The sequence below is a fragment of the Leucobacter edaphi genome (genome assembly GCF_016522535.1).
Taxonomy (GTDB): domain Bacteria; phylum Actinomycetota; class Actinomycetes; order Actinomycetales; family Microbacteriaceae; genus Leucobacter; species Leucobacter edaphi.
The window spans coordinates 160,614-181,106 of record NZ_JAEHOI010000009.1 but is presented as its reverse complement, the minus strand read 5'-3'; the positions used below and the strand labels follow the sequence as shown (position 1 = coordinate 181,106).

The following is a 20,493-nucleotide window of genomic DNA, read 5'->3' as shown; positions in this document are numbered from 1 at the left end:
AGTTCGGCCATACGCTGGAGACAGGCGCGCCAGCGCTGCTGAACGGGAGGCGGGATTCATGACTGACTCGAACGCAGGCGGCCAGCCGCGCTACGCGCCGCCCAGCCAGCCGCCGCAGTACGCCGCACCCCAGTACGGGCAGCCGCAGTATGTCGACGCGAGCGCCTACAGCTACGCGCAGCAGGTGCCGCCTGGCGGCCTGTACCCGCCGCCCGGTCCCGGCGAGCCCTTCGACGGAGCGTTCACCGCGGAGGATCTCACCCGCCCGCTCTACGGCGCGACCTTCGGGCAGGCGGTCAGGCGGTTCTTCCGCTCGTACGCCCGCTTCAGCGGCCGCGCCTCGCGGAGCGAGTACTGGTGGGCGATGGCCTTCATCGCGATCGTGCAGTTGATTCCCCTGATCCTGCTCATCGTCGGGATCGTGATGACGATCATCGGTGCGAGTGTTGCGAGCGAGACCGCCCTCGCGCGGCCGAGCGACAGCGGCATCGGTGTGGCACTCCTCGTGATCATCCTTGCTGGCGCGATCAGCGGACTCATCGGCCTCGCACTCGTCGTCCCAGCACTCGCGGTCGCGTGGCGCAGGCTGCACGACGCCGACTTCGCGGGCCCGCTCGCGCTGCTCTCGTTCATCGCCGTGATCCCGTACCTCGGCTGGGTGTTCGGCTGGATCGGGAGTATCGTCGTCCTCGTCTTCATGCTCATGCCGTCGAAGCCCGAGGGGCGGCGCTTCCTCGCCCACTGACGCCGCATCGGGCCGCGCAAGTGCGGGGCAACTACCATGGGAGGTTCCCGAGTTCTTCGACCCTGGAGTTGGTACCGTGACGCACCCCCCGCAGTCTCAGCACCCTGAACCCACGGCCGGCGACGGATCCGACCCGACGACGTCGCCACAGGCGCCGCAGCAGCCGGAGCCCTCCGTGCAGCGGGGACCGGCCGTGCCGCAGCCGCCGATCGATCCGCAGCAGGGACAGCCCGGCGCCGATCCCGGGGTCCCTGGACCGCATCCCCAGTCGCCGCAGCAACAGGGCCCGCAGCCCTACGGACCGGCGTACGGGCAAGAGGGCTACTGGCAGCAGGGGTATGGACAGCAGGGCTACGTGCAGCAGGGGTACGGCCAGCCGGGCTTTGTCCAGCCGGGCTACGGGCTGCCCACTCCTCCGCACGGCCCTCAGGCGCCATACACCGGCGCCACCGGCTACGGCCACCCGGCCGCCCCGCATCAGGCGTACCCGGCGCCGTACCCCGTCGCCGCGGCTCAGCGCCCGTCCTACGTCGGCCCGTTCCCTGCCCCGGGGCCCGGCGAACCCTTCAACGGCGCGGTCAACCCCGACGATCTCACGCGTCCCCTCTACGCGGCCACCCTGCCGCAGGCGTTGAAGCGTTTCTTCCGCTCCTACGTGCGGTTCTCTGGCCGTGCGTCGCGCAGCGAGTTCTGGTGGTCGATGCTGTTCGTGGGGCTGCTCACGATCGTGCCGTCCATGTTGCTCGACTATCTCTCCGAGGTTCAGCATCGTCACGGCGGCGGTTACGGCGGCCCGGCGGTCTTCGACTCGCTGCACACCGCGGCGATCGTCGCCCCGGCGAGCCCGCTCATGCCGGGCACCGAGACCGCCCTCACGTCATTCCTCGGTCTGGTGACCGTGGTCGCGTTCCTCGGACTCCTGCTGCCCTTCCTCGCGATTACCTGGCGGAGACTTCACGACGCCAACCTCGCCGGCCCCATGTATTTCCTGAGTTGGATCCCCTACGTCGGCGTCATCGTCTTCCTGGTGTTCACGCTGCTGGCCTCGAACCCGAACGGCCGTCGCTTCGACACGGCGCTCCACTGAGCGAGTCCTCGCGTTTCACCCGCGGGTGAATTTCCGCGACACGCGTCTGTTTCGGTCTACGATTGCTCCATTGCAGAGCGAAACACCCGTTGAGGAGGCACTTACGTGACTCAGACCCCGCCCCAGCCGCAGTACGCGTATCAGGCTCCCGTGCCGGTGCTCGCATACGGGGTTCCCGGCCCCGGCGAGCCGTTCAACGGCGCGGCCGACCCGAGTGATCTCACCCGCCCGCTCTACGGCGCCTCGCTCCCTCAGTCGCTGAAGCGCTTCTTCAGCTCATACGTCCGCTTCGGCGGACGCGCCTCTCGGAGCGAGTTCTGGTGGATGGCCCTGGTCACGACCGTCCTCCAGGCGATCCCGGTCATCCTGCTCATGATCGGCCTCGGCCTCGTCCTGAACAACTCCGGGGGCACCTACCAGTCGAGCGCGTTTGATCCCTCCTACGGCGGCGCCGTGGTAACGCCCGAGAACGAGGCCGCAGCTGCGCTCGGTTCGACGCTCTGCGGGATCGCGTGGATCCTGATCTTGGTGCTCGGCCTCGGATTGCTCCTGCCCACGATTGCCCTGATCTGGCGTCGGCTGCACGACGCGAATTTCCCCGGTCCTCTCTATTTCCTCGGTCTGATCCCCATGATCGGCCCCCTCGTCTTGCTCGTCTTCATGTTCCTGAGCCCGAACCCGAGCGGTCGTCGCTTCGACACCTGAGCGGCAATTCTGCAGTTCCCACCGGCCCCGCAGCTCATGCAGTTGCGGGGCCGAATCATTGCATCGCGGCAACACATCGAGACGGCCGATCACGAGTCGGAAACAACAAGCAAACACAAAGCAGACAGAAAGACTTGGAACTAGTATGGAGTCCGATCGACTCGTAACCCTAGGCCCAGGAGGCAAGACAACGTGACCAATCCGCCGAACCCCGATCCCTCGGGCGAGCAGGACGCCACCCCGCGGGACCCCGCGCAGCCGGAGACGCCCGAAACGGCGAACGCCGCCGCCCCTGAGTCCCCCGCAGCGCCCGGCGACCAGGCCCCGGGAACGCCCGAGCAGCCGTCGGCACCCACAGCGCCTCCGGCTCCGCCCGCCCCGCAGTACCAGGCCCCGCAGCCTCCTTCCGCCCCGCAGTACGGCGCGCCGCAGCAACCCTCGGCACCCCAGCAGCCTGCCGCCCCCGGCTACGGAGCCCCCGGCCAGCCCCAGTACGGCCAGCCCAACCAGCCCCAGTACGGCCAGCCCGGCCAGCCGCCCTACGGTCAGCCGGCACCGCCGCAGTACACCGCGGCCGCGCCGATGGGGCAGCCCGGCGCCTACCAGCAGCCCGTTTCCCCGGCGGGCCCGTACCCCCCGCCCGGACCGGGAGAACCCTTTAACGGCGCGATCAGCCCCGACGACCTCACCCGCCCCCTCTACGGGGCGACCTTCTCGCAGGCGGTCAAGCGGTTCTTCAAGTCCTTCGCGAAGTTCTCGGGCCGCGCCTCGCGCAGCGAGTACTGGTGGGTAGCGCTGTTCACGTTCCTCATCAGCCTGATTCCGCTGACACTCTACTTCGGCGGCGCCATCATCCTCGCGAGCACGAGCGCCTCCGCCTCCAGCGGCTACAGCGGCTACGACGGCACCATGAGCCCGGCGACGGCCCCCGCGAACGGCCTCGGCGTAACGTTCTTTGTCCTCGGCGGGATCCTGCTCCTCATCGTGAGCCTCGGCCTGCTCGTACCCAACCTCGCGATCACCTGGCGCCGGCTCCACGACGCCAACTTCGCTGGACCCTTCTACTTCATCGCGCTGATCCCCTACGTCGGGGGCCTCGTGGTCCTCGTGTTCACGATCCTCGGATCGAACCCCGCGGGCCGTCGCTTCGACGTCTGATCGGTCGCACCCGAACGGCAGCGGGCCCCCCCCCCACCCCGGGCGGGGCCGCGGGCGTTTGCGCTGACCACCCCGCGGGCCGTCGCTTCGACGTCTGATCGGTCGCACCCGAACGGCAGCGGCCCCGCACCACACCCGGTGCGGGGCCGCTGCCGTTTCCGCTTCCCTCACGCAGGGCTCTCGGTTCACGCGGTTCACACCGGGCGCCTCGTCGCAGGGGCGAAGCGCCTCACGGCGCGGAACCCCCTGGGATCGGATCCGGGAACGACGAAGCGGCCGGAGGCAATCGCCCCCGGCCGCTTCGCAGTCTCACCGCATCGACGCTAGTCGCGCGGCTTCTCGACCATCTCAGTCGTCTCGATCTCGTCGCCGATCTGGATGTCGTTGTACTTGCCCAGGCCGATACCCGCCTCGAAGTCAGTCTTGACCTCGGTGACGTCGTCCTTGAACCGGCGCAGCGACTCGATCGCGAGCCCGTCGGCGATCACGACACCCTCGCGGATGACGCGAGCCTTCGCGTTGCGCGTGATCGTTCCGCTGCGGACGATGACACCCGCGATGTTGCCGAACTTGGAAGAACGGAACACCTCGCGGATCTCCGCAACACCCGACTGGACCTCCTCGTACTCGGGCTTCAGCATGCCCTTGAGCGAGCTCTCGATGTCGTCGAGCGCGTTGTAGATGACGTTGTAGAAGCGGATGTCGATCCCCTCGCGCGCTGCACGCTCGCGGGCCTTGACATCGGGACGGACGTTGAAGCCGATGACGATCGCATTGTCGATCGTCGCGAGATCCACGTCGCTCTCCGTGATCGCACCGACGCCGCGGTGCAGGATCCGGAGCTGGACCGAATCGTCGACCTCGATCTTCATCAGCGATTCCTCGAGCGCCTCGACGGCACCCGACACGTCGCCCTTGATGATGAGGTTGAGCGACTCGACCTTGCCGTCCTCGAGCGCCTTCGTGAACTCCTCGAGGCTGATCCGCTTGCGTGCCTTCGCGAGCTGCGCGTTGCGCTCGGCGGCCTCGCGCTTCTCAGCGATCTGACGGGCGGTGCGATCCTCGGTCGTGACGATGAAGTTGTCACCAGCGCGCGGAACGCTCGAGAGACCCTGCACCTGCACCGGACGCGAGGGCAGAGCCTCGGCCACCGGATCGCCGTTCTCGTCGCTCATCGCGCGGACGCGACCGTAGGCCGTGCCAGCAACGATCGCGTCTCCGACGCGGAGCGTACCGGACTGGATGAGCACGGTCGCGACCGAGCCACGACCCTTATCGAGCTTCGCCTCGATGGCGACGCCGCGCGCGTCCTTGTCCGGGTTAGCGCGCAGATCAAGACCGGCGTCCGCGGTGAGGAGCACCGCGTCGAGCAGATCGTTGATGCCGACGTTGTTCTTCGCCGAGACATCGACGAACATGACGTCGCCGCCCCACTCCTCCGACACGAGGCCGAACTCGGTGAGCTGCTGACGCACCTTCTCCGGGTTCGCACCCTCCTTGTCGATCTTGTTGACCGCGACCACAATCGGCACGTTCGCCGACTGGGCGTGGTTCAGGGCCTCGATCGTCTGCGGCATGATGCCGTCATCCGCCGCGACCACGAGGATCGCGATATCGGTGACCTGAGCACCACGGGCACGCATCGCGGTGAACGCCTCGTGACCCGGGGTATCGATGAACGTGAGCGCGCGCTCGACGCCCTCGTGCTCCGTGTGAACCTGGTAGGCGCCGATGTGCTGCGTGATACCGCCGGCCTCGCCGCCGCCAACGTTCGCCTTGCGGATCGCGTCGAGCAGTCGGGTCTTACCGTGATCGACGTGGCCCATGACCGTGACCACGGGGGGACGCGGCTGCAGGACGTCGTCGCCCTCTTCCTCGAGCTCCGCCTCGATGTCGATATCGAAGCCCTCGAGCAGCTCGCGATCCTCGTCCTCCGGGGAGACGATCTGGATCTTGTAGCCGAGCTCCTCGCCGAGGATCTGGAACGTCGCCTCGTCGAGCGACTCCGTCGCCGTAGCCATCTCACCGAGGTGGAACAGGACGGTGATCAGGTTCGATGCACTCGTGTTGATCTTGTCGGCGAAGTCCGAGAGCGACGCGCCGCGACGCAGGCGAACCGGCGTCGACCCGTTGCCGCGGGGAACGCTCACGCCGCCGAGCGACGGGGCCTCCCGCATTTCGAACTCTTGCCGCTTCGCCCGCTTCGACTTGCGCGCCTTGCTCTTGGAGCCGCCACGACCGAACGCGCCAGCCGTACCGGCACCGCGGCCACCGCGACCGCGACCGGCAAAACCGCCGCCGGGACGGGGCCCGCCGAAGCCGCCGGGACCGCCGGTGCCGCCACCGGGACGGTTGAAACCGCCGCCACCGCCCGGACGACCGCCGCCGCCGGGACGACCGGGACCGCCCGGACGACCGGCACCCGCACCCTGGGGGCGCGGAGCGGGCCGCGGGATGTTCCCCGGATTCGGGCGACCGGCGCCGCCACCACGGCTCATGCCCTGGTTCGGAGCGAACGGGTTGTTCCCCGGGCGCGGGGGACGGGGAATCCCCATGCCCTGGCTCGAGGCGAACGGGTTGTTCCCGGGACGCGGGCCGGAAGGCTTCGGCGCACCGGGCTTCGCAGCACCGGGCTTCGCAGCGCCCGGCTTCGCACCGGAGGCCGGCTTCGCAGCACCGGGCTTGGGCGCACCGGGCTTCGCAGCACCGGGGCTCGGGGCACCGCTGACCGCGGGCGTAGCCGCGGACTTGGACTTGGGAGCCGGGGCCGACGGGGCCGCGGCAGGGGTCTCGGCGGGGGCAGCAGCCTCCTTCTTCGGGGCCGGCTTCGGGCCCGGCTTCGGAGCGCCTGCGCCGGGCTTCTTCGCGGCGGGCTTCGGGGCCTCGTCGCTCTTCGCCTGTGTGACGCCTTCAGCCTCGAGCGCTGCCTTGACCTTGCGCGCCACCGGGGGCGCGACGGCGGACGAGGACGCTTTCACGAACTCGCCCATTTCTTTCAGTTTGGCCAGAACGACCTTGCTATCGACACCGATCTCCGCAGCGATCTCGTGTACGCGTGGGTTTGCCACTTTTCTCCTGTCTGGGTTCACGCCAGACAGGCGAGAACCATAATTATCGGACGGGCCTCATCGTGAGCCGCTCATTAGTTGTCCATGAGTGTTTTCAGCCTGTTCTCTAAAGGGCCGGCATCGAGTTTCCCCGACACCTTCAATGCGCGCGACAGGGCGCCGCGCGACACCGCGAGTTCGAGACACCGAGCAGTGGGATGCACCCACGCACCGCGCCCCGGAAGTACCGCGCGATCATCGGGAATCAACCGACCATCGCGCACCACGATCCGAAGCAGAACTGTGCGCGCCTCGCGCTTGCGACACGCAACACAGGTCCGAACCGCATCCATCTTACCAGCTTCCCACTTTCGCGTTGTGTCCGCGCTGGGCGCGATCAGGAGAATTCACGGAGTTGTTCGCCGCGAGAACACGGCCGGCGCGCGCATCCGCCGAGATCGGCGGACACGCGCCGCTCCGCTGGTCGGATCACTGCGACGCGCGCATCCCGCGTCACGCCCGTGGGCGCTCCGCGGGATGCGCGAAGATCGACATCCGACTCAATCATTCATGATTGAATCCGGCTGAATCACTGCGATCCGGACATCCCGCGTCACGCCGGTAGGCGCTCCGTGGGATGCGCGAAGATTGATATTCAGACTCAATCATTCATGATTGAGTCTGGCTGAATATCAATCTTCGCGCCCGTCAGCTTCGCAGCGAGGCGGGCGTTCTGACCCTCCTTGCCGATCGCGAGGGAGAGCTGGAAGTCCGGGACCAGGGCGCGCACCTGCTTGAGCGCCGCGTTCAGCATGAACACGTCCGTCACCTTCGCGGGAGACAGCGCGTTCGCAACGAAAGCCGGCAGTTCAGGCGAGTAATCGACGATGTCGATCTTCTCCTCGCCCAGCTCGCTCATCACCGCGCGCACGCGGCTCCCCATCTCACCGATGCAGGTGCCCTTCGCGTTGATTCCGGCCTGCTTCGCGCGCACCGCCACCTTCGTGCGATGCCCCGCCTCGCGTGCCAGCGACACGATCTCGACGAGCCCCTCGGCGAGCTCGGGCACCTCCCGCTCGAACAGCTTGCGCACGAGTCCGGGGTGGGTACGCGACACCACGACCTGCGGGCCCTTCGTGCCCTTCGACACGCTCGTCACGTAGACGCGCATGCGCGTTCCGTGCGCGTACTTCTCGCCGGGCACCTGCTCCTCGGGAGGCAGGATCGCCTCGAGCTCACCCAGGTCGATGTGCACCATGCGCGGGTTGGGGCCCTGCTGCACGACACCGGAGACGATCTGCCCCTCCTTGTCCTTGAAAGAGCCGAGCACGGCATCGTCCGTGAGATCACGGAGACGCTGATTGATGACCTGCTTCGCAGCGCTCGACGCCACGCGTCCGAACTCATCGGTCGTGACGTAGGCCTCGCCGATCACGCCACCCTCATCGTCGTGCTCGGGAATGAGCACGGAGATCTCGCCCGACTTGCGATCGAGGGTCACGCGGACCTCGTCCTCGCGCGGGACGGGAAGGTTCTGGTTCTCCGCGTGGCGGATGTAGGCGGACTGGATCGCCTGTTCGATAATCTCGACCAGTTCGTCGAAGGGGATCTCCTTCTCACGCTCGATCTGTCGCAGCGTGACGAGTTCGATCTTCACAGTGGGCCTCCTGGGTATTGAGATGTCTATTCAGCTATGCACCCGCACGGGGGTGAAACCGAGATTCTACCTCAGACCGCCGATACGGGGCCGGGCGCCGATCACCCGAGCGTTTCCCGTCCCGGGCTCGCACCGGCGCCGGACGTGGCCATCGCATTCGGCGCGGCCGGATCATACTTTCCGTAGGTGAGCCGGCGCAGCAACACCTCGGCGGGCCCGCGTGCGCCCCGCCGCTCGAGCAGTGCCGCGATCAGGATCGAGAGCAGCCAGTACCCGATCGCGATCGCGTACGCGGCCGCGGTACCGATCCGGCTGCCGAGCCCGAAGCCCCACGCCGACAGCAGCGGGGCGAAAATCACGGACTGGAGCAGGTAGAAGCTGAGGGAGCGCTTGCCCACGGCGGCGATCGCTCGCGTGAGACCGGACTCCCTGCCCTGCAGCCGCTGCCCGATCAGGCCGAAGAGCGCTGCGTAGCCGATCCCGCCGGCCATTCCGGTGAACTGCACGACGCCGACGAACGCCCACGGTGCGGACTCGAAGCCGCGCAGCTCGCCCAGGAAGGCGAGCACCTGCGGGATCCCGCCGAGCACGCCGACGGGGATCCCGATCGCCGCGACGAGGCCGAGGCTCGGGCGCACCCCGGAGACCTCGAGCCAGCGGTGGCGCGCCGCGAGGACGCCCAGCAGCATGCTCGCGGGAACGAACACCATTCCGACGGTCATGGGCACGCTCAGGAGCCACATGCCCACTCGGAGGAGCATCGCGAGCAGGAAGTGCGATTCCCCGGCCATCAGATCGGCGTTGCTCGTGTCGTTGATCCCCATGCCGCCCATCTGCTCGAGCGATTCGACGGGGAACTGCGCAAACAGCGCTCCCATACCGATCGTCAGCAGCGAGAACAGCGCGGCAAGCCCCACCATGATCCAGACGGTGAGCTTGATCGCCCCGTCGCTGCGTCCGAAGAAGCAGGCGGTGAGGATCAGGCCCGCGAGCCCGTAGGCGCCCAGGATGTCGCCGCCGAACAGGAGGAGCGCGTGCACCGCGCCGAAGGCGATCAGCCACCAGTGGCGCCGCTGCAGCATTCGCTTCACGTTCTGCGCCGGCACACCGCGAGCGACGCGGGAGCGGGCGAACTGCACCATCCCGTACCCGAAGAGGAACGCGAACATCGGGTAGGTGCGCTGCTCGACGATGAGCATCCCGAAGATGGAGAGTCCCCGATCGAGCGCGGTTCCGTCGCTGGGGTGGTTCGTCGGCTGGTTCACGCGCTGGCCCCACAGGTAGACCATGATGTTGGCGAGCGCGATGAAGAGGAGCATCCATCCGCGCGCGAGGTCTGGCGCGAGGACGCGTGTGCTCACCCGTCGTGCGGCCGCGCTCTGCGTCGTACCTGTGGTCGTATCCTGCGGCGCACCGATGGTGACGCACCTCCTTCTCTCGGGGCGATCCGGGTGTGGTGCTCGCGCACTGGGCCCGGATCGGTTTCGATCACCTCAATCCTGACGGGGCGCGGCGGCTGGCGCCTCCCCCGAGCGATTGAGTTCCTCGAAGTAACGTAACCCAAAACCTCCGCCTCCGGGTGGAACACCGTCCACGAAACACACGAAGCGGGACGCCGCCCCAGGCAGCGCCCCGCTCAGTGCCGAGGTCCGGATCCGGGCAGGGATCGACTCCCCCGCCCGGATCCGAGAATCTCAGAGAGTCAGCTCGATCAGGCTCCGAACAGGGCAGGAACGTCCGCGAGCGCGACCTTTTCCTTGGCCCCGGTACGACGGTCCCAGACCTCGGCGAAGCCCTCCGCCGCGTCACGGCCCACGACCACGACGCGCGGCACGCCGAGCAGTTCGGCGTCCCCGAACTTCACACCGGGCGACACTTTCGGACGGTCATCGAACAGGACCTCGACGCCCGCCCGATCGAGCGTCTCGGCCAGCTCGGCGGCGATCTCGGCGATCGCGGCGTCCTTGCCCGTTGCGACCAGGTGAACATCGAACGGCGCAACGGCGTCGGGCCAGATCAGGCCGCGATCGTCGTGATGCAGCTCGGCGAGGATCGCCATGATGCGGGTGACGCCGATGCCGTAGGAACCCATCGTGACCGTCACGAGCTTGCCGTTCTCGTCGAGCACTTTGAGGCCGAGCGCCTCCGCGTACTTGCGGCCGAGCTGGAAGACGTGTCCGATCTCCATGCCGCGCGCCGTCTCGATCGGGCCCGAGTCGTCGGGCGCGGGATCGCCGTCGCGCACCGTCGCGAGGTCTGCGACGCCGTCGGCCGAGAAGTCGCGGCCGACCACGAGGTTGGCCACGTGCTTCTCGTCGATGTTCGCGCCCGTGATCCAGGCGGTGCCGTCGACGACGCGGGGATCGAGGAGGTAGCGGATCCCGGTCGTTCCCTCAAGACCGAGCACGGCCTCCTCGCCCCTCACCGGGCCGATGTAGCCGCGGACCAGGCCCGGGTGCTTCTCGAAGTCGGCGGCCGTTGCGGGCTCGACCTCGAAGCCCGCGAACGCGACCTCGGCGCGCTTGAGGTCTGCGTCGCGATCGCCGGGGATGCCGACGACGACGACCTCCCGCTCGCCCGCGGGCGAGGTGATCGCGAGGACGATGTTCTTGAGCGTGTCAGCCGCGTTCCACTCGCGACCGTCGGCGCGCGGCAGCACCGCGTTCGCGTGCGCGACGAGCGTCTCGATCGTGGGCGTGTTCGGGGAGTCGAAGACCTCGGCCGCGGGCTGTCCCGCGATCGGGAGCGCCTCGGGAGCGGGCACCTGGTATGCCTCGACGTTCGCCGCGTACCCACCGGCGGAGCGCACGAAGGTGTCCTCGCCGATCTCGGTCGGGAGCAGGAACTCCTCCGAGCGGGAGCCCCCCATCGCGCCAGCGTCTGCCGACACGATCACGTACTCGAGGCCGAGGCGGGTGAAGATCCGCTCATAGGCGTCGCGCTGCGCCTGGTAGCTCGCGGCGAGCCCCTCGTCAGTGGCGTCGAAGGAGTAGGCGTCCTTCATCGTGAACTCGCGGCCGCGCAGGAGGCCGGCGCGGGGCCGCGCCTCATCGCGGTACTTGTCCTGGATCTGGAACAGCGACAGCGGGAGATCCTTGTAGGAGCTCACGATGTCCTTCACCATCAGGGTGAAAGCCTCCTCGTGCGTGGGCGCGAGGAGGTAGTCGGCGCCGTGGCGGTCCTGGAGCCGGAAGAGCGCGTCGCCGTACTCCTCCCAGCGGCCGGTCGCCTCGTAGGGCTCTCGCGGCAGCAGGCCGGGGAAGTGGACCTCGTGGGCGCCCGCGGCGATCATCTCCTCGCGGATGATCGTCTCGAGCTTGCCCTTCACGCGCAGGCCGAGCGGCATCCACCCGAACACCCCTGGCGCCTGTCGGCGAATGTACCCCGCCCGGACCAGCAGCTTGTGGCTGGCGACCTCGGCGTCTGCGGGATCCTCACGGAGGGTCTTCAGGAAGTAGTTGCTGAGCCGTGTAATCACCCCCCTATCGTAGCCGCCGCGGGCACCCGGCTCGCTAGCCTGGGATGCATGCGGGTGTTCGAGCGTCACGGATGGGTCTTGCCCGCCGCGGTTCTCGTCGTCGCCGCGGCGCTGCGCTTCTTCGCGCTCGACCGCCCGGGCACGCTCGTCTTCGACGAGCTGTACTACGTGCGCGATGCGATCTCGCAACTCGCGCACGGTTTCCCCACGTCGTGGCCGGATTCGGAGCCGGGGATGAGCGGCGGGAGGGCGACCGCCTTTCTCGACGACCCCTCGTACGCGGTCCACCCGCCTCTGGGAAAGTGGCTGATCGGGATCGGCGTTCTCGCGTTCGGGCCCGACAACGGGTGGGGCTGGCGCAGCGCCTCCGCGCTGTTCGGCGCGCTGACGGTGGCGCTGGTCATGCGGCTCGGCTGGCATCTCTCGAAGAGCCTGATCGTCGCGTCGATCGCGGGCCTTCTGCTCGCGCTCGACGGCGTTCACGTGACGCTCTCGCGGGTGGGACTTCTGGACGGCTTCCTCACCTTCTTCGTGCTGCTCGGTGCGCTGTTCGTGTGGAAGGGTCTCGTCGCGAGCGGCCGGATCGTCGCGAGCGCTGCTGGGCCCGATGGGCGCCCGGCTGCGGCGCACCCCGGGGAGCCTCCCCCGGCGCCGATCAGGATCCCGATCACGTGGGGCCGCCCCTGGCTCGTCGCGGCGGCGCTCACGTTCGGGGCGGCCGCCTCGGTGAAGTGGTCGGGGTTGTATCCGCTCGCGGCGTTCCTGATCCTGATCGCGCTCCGCGATCTCGCGAGCCGGCTGCGCGCGCACGAGCGGTTCGCCGTGCTGCGCTCCCTCGCCCAGGCTGGGGTCACGGCCGTTCTGACGCTGCCGCTCACGGTGCTCGTGTACGCGGCGAGCTGGGTCGGCTGGATCGTGACTCCCGGCGGGTGGGGACGCGACCCGGCGGTTCCGTGGTGGTCCTCGCTGCTGAAGTACCACGCCGACATGCTCTCCTGGCACGGAACGCTCGACGCGCCGCATCCCTACCAGTCGAATCCGCTGACCTGGCCGCTCGCACTCCGGCCGACCGCGATGTACGAGACCCGCTGGACCGACGGCTGCCCGTGGCACGAGTGCGTCGCCGCGGTCACGCCGCTGCCGAACCCGATCCTGACCTGGGGCGGGGCGCTCGCGATCTGCGCGCTCGCCTGGTTCGCGGCGCGCGCCAGCTCGACGGGGAGCATCTCACTGCCGACGCGGGCCGCGACCTTCGTGGTCGTCGGCTTCCTCTCGGGGTGGCTGCCGTGGGTACTCACGTTCTCGCGCCCCGCGGTGTTCCAGTTCTATGCGGTCGTGCTGACGCCGTTCACGGCGCTCGCGCTCGCGCTCGTCTTCGCGAGGCTGTGCCGATTCGGCGAGACGGAGCCGGGCCTCGAGGCGCTGTCTCGCGACGAGCTGGGCAGCCGTCGCGCGGCCCTCGGGGTGTTCCTCACGATCGCCCTCGCCCTAGCACTGTGGTTCTTCCCGCTGTGGTCGGGGATGCCGGTCACCGACTGGTTCTTCCGATTGCACGTGTGGCTCCCCGGCTGGGACTGATTCCTCCGGTCGGAGCGCACCCCCGGGACGGCCTGCGGGAGGAACTCCTGTTCAGAGCAGGCGCCGCGACAGGGCCCACGCCGTGAGCTCGTGCCGGTTCGAGAGCTGCAGCTTACGGAGCACGTTCGACACGTGCGTCTCGACGGTCTTCACCGAGAGGAACAGCTCGGCGGCGACCTCCTTGTAGGCGTAGCCGCGCGCGATCATCCGCATGACCTCCTGCTCTCGCGCAGACAGCCGGTCGAGCTCGTCGTCCGCGGCCGCGGTCTCTCCGGTGCCCGCGCCGAACGCGTCGAGCACGAAGCCGGCGAGCCGCGGCGAGAACACGGCGTCGCCGTCACGCACGCGCAGCACGGCGGCCGTGACCTCGGCGCCCGACGACGTCTTGGTGAGGTAGCCGCGCGCGCCCGCTCGGATCACGCTCACCACGTCGTCTGCCGCGTCGGAGACGCTGAGCGCGAGAAAGCGGGTCTCCGGGGCCGAGCCGGCCGCGGCGAGCGCCCGGACCACCTCTGCGCCGCCACCGCCCGTACCTCCGGGCAGGTGAACGTCGAGGAGCACGACCGCCGGCCGGGTCTGCGCGATCACGGCGACGGCCTCGTCCACGGTTGCCGCCTCGCCGACGACATCGAGCTCGGCACCCAGTTCAGCGCGGAGGCCCGTGCGGAAGATCTGGTGATCGTCGACGATCACGATGCGGATCGCCGTTTCGGCTCCCGGCTGCTGTTCGGTCATGGCTGCGTTCCTTCCGTGGTCGGGTTCGCTGGCTGTGCGGGGCCGTGAGGCCCCTGGCCGTGGTCTCCGCCCGAGAGCGGCGTGCGCGCGATTCCGAGGCGCACCGAGGTCCCCCCGCCCGGGCCGGGAACGATGCGTGCGGTGCCGCCCGCGCGCTCCATGCGGCCGAGGATCGACTCGCGGACGCCGCCGCGATCCTCCGGCAGGTTCTCGGGGTCGAGACCGGGTCCGCGATCGGTGACGTCGATCGAGAACCGCTCGGGGGTGCCCTCGACGTACACGGTGACCTCTCCCCCAGCGTGGCGGGCCGCGTTGAGCATGGCCTCGCGGGCGGCTGCGATGAGGGGTTCTGGAGCCTCGGCGCGGTCGCCATCGCCCACCGAGACGACTTCGAAGCGCACCTCGTGCCGCTCCTCGAGCTGGGCGGCGTGCGTTCGGAGTTCGACCGCCGCGGCCTCGCGCGGCGGCGCTTCGCCGCCGTCTGCGGTCATGAACAGCCAGTCCCTGAGCTCTCTCTCCTGACCGCGGGCGATCCGCGCGACCTCGCTGCCCGGCTCGGAGCGCTGCTGGATCAGTGCGAGCGTCTGCAGCACCGAATCGTGCAGGTGCGCGGCGATCTCCGCGCGCTCCGCCTCCCGCGCCCGCGCCGAGCGCTCGGCGACGAGCTCCCGGTTGATCCGGAGGAGCAGCGGCGCGAGGGCGAGGGCGACGCCCGCAAGGACGGCGAGCGATGCGACGATCACCGTCCACACGCTCGGCTCCCGCGCCGTGACGAAGAACATCAGCACGCCGACCGCCACGAGCGCGAGAGCGCCGAGTACGCGGGGAATCTGGTTGCGATCGGGACGCTCCCGGTCGACGATCTGCCACCAGGCGAGGCCGACACCCGCGAGCACCGCGAGACCGGGGAGCACGATACCGAGGTCGATTCTGACCCCGAAGCGGGTCAGCACGAGACCGATCCCAGCCACGAGGAACGCCGTTCCGAGCAGGAGTTCTGCGATCGGGAAGCGGCGCCTCGCCTGGCGCTCGGCTGCCGGCACCTTGCCGCTGGCCCGGGCTCGTTCCCCGGTGGATCCCGCGGCGCCCCCGGCCCCGGGGGCTGCGGCGGAGTCCGGAGCCCGGAACCCCGGCGCGTTCGCGGCTCCGCCCGATCGCGCCGCGGGGTCCGCGGTTCGCGGCCCGGCCTGAGCTGGCGGGGGAACGGGAACCGCGGTCGGCGCCGCGGTGAGAGCGGCGGCCTGCGGGGCGATCGGACCGGGGCGAGCCGGGGCTTTCGCTCCGGGTTGCGCGGCGCCCGCCGCGCTCGGTGCGGCCGCCGCCGCGCCGGACCCCGCGGGGGCCGCGGGTCGCTCCGGCGCCGTCAACGCACTTCTCATACGCGGCGTCGCCGCCGTTTCGCCCTCTGCCGGGATCATGATCCAGAACCAGGCGTAGAGCATCGCGCCGGCGCCGCCGAAGAGCGTCAGCAGGAGGAGTGCGGCGCGCACCCCATTCACGGGCACGCCGAGGTGCGCCGCGAGGCCCGCGCTCACTCCAGCGAGCAGGCGGTCCTGCTGCGCACGCACGAGCGGAGGACGTTCCATACCCACTATCAAAGCAGGGACCGCCGACCCCGAAGCGCGCTGAGCCGATATCTCAGGGTCGCATCAGGGGGAACCCCCATAGCCCCGAAATCCCAGCGACGGCAGACTCGAAGCATGAACTCGACACCCGATCCCCAACCCTCCAACGCCGGCTCCGGCGCCGGAGCCCCCATGGGCGGTTCCGGCAGCGGTTTCTTCGCCTGGCTGCGCGGTCTCGGAGTCGTTCGCGGCGACGATCGCTGGTTCGCCGGCGTAGCGGGCGGCATCGCCCATCGCCTCCGCATCGATCCGCTGATCGTGCGCGGCGCCTTCGTCGTCCTCGCCCTCATCGGCGGGGCCGCCATCCTCGCCTATCTCATCGGCTGGCTCCTGCTGCCCGACAAGTTCGGGCGCATCCACCTGGAGGAGATGTTCCGGGGGCGAGCGCAAGCCGGAGTGATCATTGCGGCAGTCGTCATCGCGGCGATGCTCGTCACTCCGGTGATCTTCGGCCAGGGATCCCCGTTCGGGATCGCGAACCTGGTTCTCCTCAGCCCCTTCGGCCTCCCCGGCTGGCTGACGGCGACGCTCACCTGGATCCTGTGGATCGGTGTGATCGTCGGACTCGCGATCTGGCTGCCGCGCATCATCAAGGAGCGGGGCTCGGGATCTGCGGGAACTCCGCCGGCCGGTCCGCCGTCAGCCGGTGATCCGGGAGCCGCTGGCGCCCAGGGAGGGTACCCTGGCGCGCCCCGGTCCGGCGGAACGGAGGCACCGGCAGCGGCCGCGCACACGCAGAGCTTCGCGTCCGCGCCCGGGGCCTGGACGGCTCCCGCCGCCGGAAGCCCTGATCCTGGCGCCACACCGACCTCCTCCGGCGCACCGACCGCCTCCGGCGCGCCCACCGTTCCGCTCGACCCCGACGCGTTCCCAGCTGGTCCCGGCCCGGGAGCCGCTCCTGGCGCCACCGCGGGGGCCAGCGCCACCGGCGGCGCGGACGGCTCCGCCGAGAGCTTCGCGAGCCGCGCCGACGAGTGGGGCCGCCGCACCGGCGAGCAGGCCACCGAGTGGGGGAAGAAAGCGGGCAAGCGAGCGGAGGCGTGGGCCGAGGACGTGGGTAGGCGCTCCGAGGAGCGGGGCGCCAGATACGCGGCCGAGCACGAGGCGCGCAAGGCCGGCCCGGTGTTCACGCTCGTCTCGCTCGCGGCGGCGCTGCTCGCCGCGGGAGGCGCCGCCGCGTTCGGGCTGGCCTCCGGCCTGCCCAGCCATGATCTCCTGCTCGCCGGCCTGATCGCGGGACTCTCAACGCTCGCGCTCGCGCTGATCGTCGCGGGCATCCGCGGCAGCCGCACCGGGTGGGTCGGGTTTCTCGCGGCCTGCGGCGTGGTCGCGCTCACGGTGGCCGCGATCCTGCCGTCCGGAAGCCGCTTCCAGGCCTTCGGGAACGTGGTCACGAACGGATCGGAGCCCGGGGTTCTCGCGGTCTCCGGCAACGTCCAGCTCGACCTGAGCGAGGACACCCCGCTCAGCGACGGCAGCGGTCCGCACGCGTTCACCGCCTCGCTCGTCGCAGGGAACCTCTATGTCACCGTCCCCGAGGATCGCCCCGCGGTCGTCAACGTGCGCGTGCTCGCCGGCGTGATCGAGGACGAGGTCACGGGTTCCGGCGGCATGCACACGGGCGGCCCCCTCCTCCTCCGCACGATCACCAGCGGCGGGGCGAACGCCGCACATCCGACGAGCGATACGCTCCTGGTGACGGTCTACGTCGCTGCGGGCCGGGTCGCGGTCGACCACGCGGTACCGGGATCGGCCCCGAACGCGACCACGACGGCTCAGCTCCAGCTCGATTCGGAGAACGCACGATGAACACCCAGTACCCCACCCCCGAACCCGAGGACCGCGCTGACCCCCAGCGAACGACCCCGCTTCCGGAGCTGCCCGGACGGCAGGCGGAGTCCCCCGACGCCGGAGACGCGACGCCCGCGGGGACGTCGGCGGCAACCGCGCCAGGGTCCGGTGACCTCCCGGTGCCCCCGGCGGCCCCGGCGGCCCCGGACCCAGACCCGGCCTTCGAACGGTCCGTCCCGCCGGTCCCGCCGTCCGCTCCGGCCCCGCCCGCAGGCGAGCCCGCGCCGTCGCCCGCAGGAGAGTCTGCGCCGTCGCCCGCGAGCGTGCCCGCCTCCACACTGCCCCGCGCTGACGGCGCCGTCCCGCAGCGGCACCGATTCAACCCGCGGCCCAGTCCCATCATCTGGGGCGTCATGATCCTGGCGTTCTGCGGCTACCTCGCGCAGCGCCGCTTCGGCCCCTCGGCGAGCGAGCCCGAGATCTGGGCCATCGGCGGGATCCTCTCCGTCGGAGTGCTGCTCCTCACGATCGCTGCCGTGGTCCTGATCCGGAACCGAAAACCCTGATCGGCCCTCTTGCACGCGTGAGGCCCGTCACCGAATAGCCCCGGGAAGGGCTCGGTGACGGGCCTCACGCGATCGCTCGCCGCTACACGTTGATGCGCGGAATCTCTCTGGTCTGAGCAGAAATCCAGTGCAGGGGAACCGCCACGGCGACCTTCGTGCCCCCGCTCTCGGCCGGGCCCCAGACGATGCTTCCGCCGAGCTCGCCCTCGATGAGCGTGCGGACGATCTGCGTGCCGAGCCCGTCGCCCACCGCTCCGTCCGGCAGACCGGCGCCGGTGTCGATGACCTCGACCGTCAGCCGCTCATCCGTGCGATTCGCCCGAATCGAGACGTCGCCTTCACGCCCGGCGAGACCGTGCTCGACCGCGTTCGTGACGATCTCCGTGAGCGCGAGCGCGAGCGGCGTCGCGTACTCGGAGGGGAGCTCGCCGAACTTGCCGTCGCGGTGAAGATGAACGGTCGTATTGTGCAGGCTCGCGACCTCGGCCGCGAGGCCGAGCACGCGGTCGAACACCACGTCGAAGTCGACGATCTGCGACAGCCCGGTGGAGAGCGTGTCGTGCACGACGGCGATCGCCGCCACGCGCCGCATCGCCTGCCCGAGCACCTCCTTCGCCTCCTCGCTGCGCGCGCGGCGCGCCTGGACGCGCAGCAGCGACGCGACGGTCTGCAGATTGTTCTTCACCCGGTGATGGATCTCGCGGATCGTCGCGTCCTTGGTGATGAGCTCCTGGGCCTGCTGGCGCAGCTCGGTCACATCGCGCGTGAGCACGATCCCGCCGATGCGGACGCCGTCGCGGATCACGGGGATCGACCGCAGCGTGACGGTGCGCCCGCGCGCGTCGATCTCCACGCGCTTCGCGATCTTTCCCTGCGCGATCAGGGGAAGCGATTCGTTCGTGTCGAACTGTCCCGCGACGACCTCGGCAACGACCTCGGCGAAGTTCTCGCCCTCGATCTCGTCGCGGTAGCCGAGCGAGGAGAAGATGCTCTGGGTGTTCGGGCTCGCGAACGTCGCGATGCCCTCGGGATTGATCCGGACCAGGCCGTCCGATGCCCGCGGGGAGCCCTGCTCGCCGCCGCGCCCGCTCACCTTCGACGGGAACAGGCCGAACTGGATCATCGCTGAGAGATCCTGGGCGACCTCGCGGAACGCGGCTCCGATGCGAGAGGCCCGCTGCGTATCGCCGATGCTCGTGTGCACCGTGACGACCGCGAACGGCCCCTTCAGCTCGTCATGTTCATCGACCCGGCTCACCGAGTAGGCGGCGAGCCGCATCGGGTTCTCCTCGTACCAGGCCGGGGAGGTGGAGACGGCAGGTTGCCTCGTCTCCATCGCCTCGTCGACGAGCTCGCGCCACTCGGGGCGCAGGAAGTCACCGATGACGTCCCGGTAGAAGAGCGTCACCGAGCCAGCGGGGCGCGCGTGCGCGACCGCGAGGTACCCGTCCTCCTTCGTCGGGATCCACAGCACGACGTCGCTCAGCGCGAGGTCGGCGAGAAGCTGCCAATCAAGGACGAGCGTTTCGAGCCACTCGATCTCCGCTTCGTCGAGGTTCGAGTACTTGGTCGCGAGGTTCCGCAAAGATGCCACGCGACCAGCCTAAGGCACTGATGAGGCCGCGCGGAGCAGATGCCGAGGCGGACGGTTGAGGCACCGCGAACCACCTGTCTCGCGGAGCCTGAGCAGCCCGCTCCGCGCCCGAGCCTGGGAGCTTCCTCCATAGTGTTGATCTCCCGGCTTGCCATCCGGATCGCCACCCAGGTCGATCGCCCCTCGAGGAGAATCGTCATGCCACCTGCTCTGCGCGCGCACCTCCGCCCCGTCGCGGATCCGCCGCCCCTCGCACCGTCGCCTCCCCCGCTCAGGCCGGTCCCGCCGCTTCCCCCGGATCCGGGAGACGCGGCGGATGCCGGGGCGCATGCTCAGGAGCCCGCAGAGGCCTGGGAGGCTCAGGATCCTCTCCCCGAGCCTCCGGGGGCCGGCACCCTGCGCACGCTCGCGCTGATCGCGTTCGAAGCGCTCGAGGGGGTGCGCGCGATCGCGCAGCTCGGTCCGTGGATCACGACCGGGGTGGCGCAGCAACTGCGCGAGCGGCGAGCGGCGCGAACCGAGTTGCGGACGCTCACCCGAGACGCTCGGCGCACGGTCGCCCGGCCGGGGCGCGCGCACGCGGTGCGCGACGGCGGGGTCATCGAGGCGGTCGTGGTGCTGCACGCCGAGGCGCGCGCAACGGCCGTCGCGCTGCGCCTGGAAGTGGTCGGAGGTCGCTGGCGCGCAACCGACCTCGTGGTGCTGTGATGCGGCGGCCAGGGGTCCT

At 69.9% G+C, this 20,493-nt stretch carries 16 protein-coding genes; 8 read left to right on the top strand and 8 right to left on the bottom strand.

The genetic code is table 11. The features are described 5' to 3' along the window. The first annotated feature begins 58 nt into the window (after positions 1 to 58). From JD292_RS09945 to JD292_RS12485, 4 genes are all read left to right on the top strand, one after another. Positions 59 to 745 (top strand): DUF805 domain-containing protein, encoded by a 687-nt coding sequence (locus JD292_RS09945; RefSeq protein WP_200132586.1) that lies wholly within the window; start codon positions 59 to 61, stop codon positions 743 to 745. Between the two features lie 76 nt (positions 746 to 821). Continuing rightward, positions 822 to 1,832: a DUF805 domain-containing protein gene (locus tag JD292_RS12495; protein ID WP_200132585.1), complete on the top strand. Its 1,011-nt coding sequence runs from the start codon at positions 822 to 824 to the stop codon at positions 1,830 to 1,832. A gap of 105 nt (positions 1,833 to 1,937) precedes the next feature. After that, the gene (locus JD292_RS12490; protein ID WP_200132584.1) at positions 1,938 to 2,537 is read left to right on the top strand and encodes a DUF805 domain-containing protein; all 600 of its coding nucleotides are present in this window, start codon (positions 1,938 to 1,940) and stop codon (positions 2,535 to 2,537) included. A gap of 192 nt (positions 2,538 to 2,729) precedes the next feature. Further along, positions 2,730 to 3,695 carry a DUF805 domain-containing protein gene (locus JD292_RS12485; protein WP_200132583.1) on the top strand — a complete coding sequence of 322 codons (966 nt, stop codon included), beginning with the start codon at positions 2,730 to 2,732 and terminating at the stop codon, positions 3,693 to 3,695. A 323-nt stretch (positions 3,696 to 4,018) separates the two neighbouring features. Here the strand turns inward: JD292_RS12485 and infB are convergent, their stop codons facing one another. From infB to JD292_RS09905, 5 genes are all read right to left on the bottom strand, one after another. Further along, positions 4,019 to 6,763, bottom strand: coding sequence for a translation initiation factor IF-2 (infB, locus tag JD292_RS09925; protein WP_200132582.1), 2,745 nt, complete (start codon positions 6,761 to 6,763; stop codon positions 4,019 to 4,021). Between the two features lie 74 nt (positions 6,764 to 6,837). Beyond that, positions 6,838 to 7,095 (bottom strand): YlxR family protein, encoded by a 258-nt coding sequence (locus JD292_RS09920; RefSeq protein ID WP_200132581.1) that lies wholly within the window; start codon positions 7,093 to 7,095, stop codon positions 6,838 to 6,840. Positions 7,096 to 7,403: 308 nt separating this feature from the next. Beyond that, a complete protein-coding gene (nusA, locus tag JD292_RS09915; RefSeq protein WP_200132580.1) occupies positions 7,404 to 8,399 on the bottom strand; it encodes a transcription termination factor NusA in 996 nt (331 codons plus the stop codon). Positions 8,400 to 8,500: 101 nt separating this feature from the next. After that, a complete protein-coding gene (locus JD292_RS09910; RefSeq protein ID WP_369411227.1) occupies positions 8,501 to 9,760 on the bottom strand; it encodes a DUF418 domain-containing protein in 1,260 nt (419 codons plus the stop codon). Between the two features lie 350 nt (positions 9,761 to 10,110). Beyond that, positions 10,111 to 11,877: a proline--tRNA ligase gene (locus tag JD292_RS09905; RefSeq protein ID WP_200132579.1), complete on the bottom strand. Its 1,767-nt coding sequence runs from the start codon at positions 11,875 to 11,877 to the stop codon at positions 10,111 to 10,113. 78 nt (positions 11,878 to 11,955) lie between these two features. On the opposite strand from JD292_RS09905, the gene JD292_RS09900 reads away from it, so the two are divergent. Then, positions 11,956 to 13,455, top strand: a complete 1,500-nt coding sequence (locus JD292_RS09900) for a dolichyl-phosphate-mannose--protein mannosyltransferase (RefSeq protein WP_233613985.1) — start codon at positions 11,956 to 11,958, stop codon at positions 13,453 to 13,455. A 51-nt stretch (positions 13,456 to 13,506) separates the two neighbouring features. Here the strand turns inward: JD292_RS09900 and JD292_RS09895 are convergent, their stop codons facing one another. Together JD292_RS09895 and JD292_RS12215 are read right to left on the bottom strand one after the other, a co-directional pair. Then, complete coding sequence (locus JD292_RS09895; protein ID WP_200132577.1) at positions 13,507 to 14,190, bottom strand: LuxR C-terminal-related transcriptional regulator; 684 nt, start codon at positions 14,188 to 14,190, stop codon at positions 13,507 to 13,509. Next, complete coding sequence (locus JD292_RS12215; RefSeq protein ID WP_233613979.1) at positions 14,187 to 15,776, bottom strand: ATP-binding protein; 1,590 nt, start codon at positions 15,774 to 15,776, stop codon at positions 14,187 to 14,189. Before JD292_RS12215 ends, JD292_RS09895 begins: the two co-directional genes overlap by 4 nt. 114 nt (positions 15,777 to 15,890) lie before the next feature. Here JD292_RS12215 and JD292_RS09880 point away from each other — a divergent pair, with 114 nt between their 5' ends. Both JD292_RS09880 and JD292_RS09875 read left to right on the top strand, forming a co-directional pair. After that, positions 15,891 to 17,624: a PspC domain-containing protein gene (locus tag JD292_RS09880; RefSeq protein ID WP_200132576.1), complete on the top strand. Its 1,734-nt coding sequence runs from the start codon at positions 15,891 to 15,893 to the stop codon at positions 17,622 to 17,624. Beyond that, positions 17,621 to 18,172 (top strand): hypothetical protein, encoded by a 552-nt coding sequence (locus tag JD292_RS09875; RefSeq protein ID WP_200132575.1) that lies wholly within the window; start codon positions 17,621 to 17,623, stop codon positions 18,170 to 18,172. Before JD292_RS09880 ends, JD292_RS09875 begins: the two co-directional genes overlap by 4 nt. An 82-nt stretch (positions 18,173 to 18,254) precedes the next feature. On the opposite strand, the gene JD292_RS09870 is transcribed toward JD292_RS09875, so the two are convergent. Then, positions 18,255 to 19,766 carry a sensor histidine kinase gene (locus JD292_RS09870; protein WP_200132574.1) on the bottom strand — a complete coding sequence of 504 codons (1,512 nt, stop codon included), beginning with the start codon at positions 19,764 to 19,766 and terminating at the stop codon, positions 18,255 to 18,257. A gap of 198 nt (positions 19,767 to 19,964) precedes the next feature. On the opposite strand from JD292_RS09870, the gene JD292_RS09865 reads away from it, so the two are divergent. Then, positions 19,965 to 20,474 carry an Rv3235 family protein gene (locus tag JD292_RS09865; RefSeq protein WP_200132573.1) on the top strand — a complete coding sequence of 170 codons (510 nt, stop codon included), beginning with the start codon at positions 19,965 to 19,967 and terminating at the stop codon, positions 20,472 to 20,474. Positions 20,475 to 20,493 lie beyond the last annotated feature (19 nt).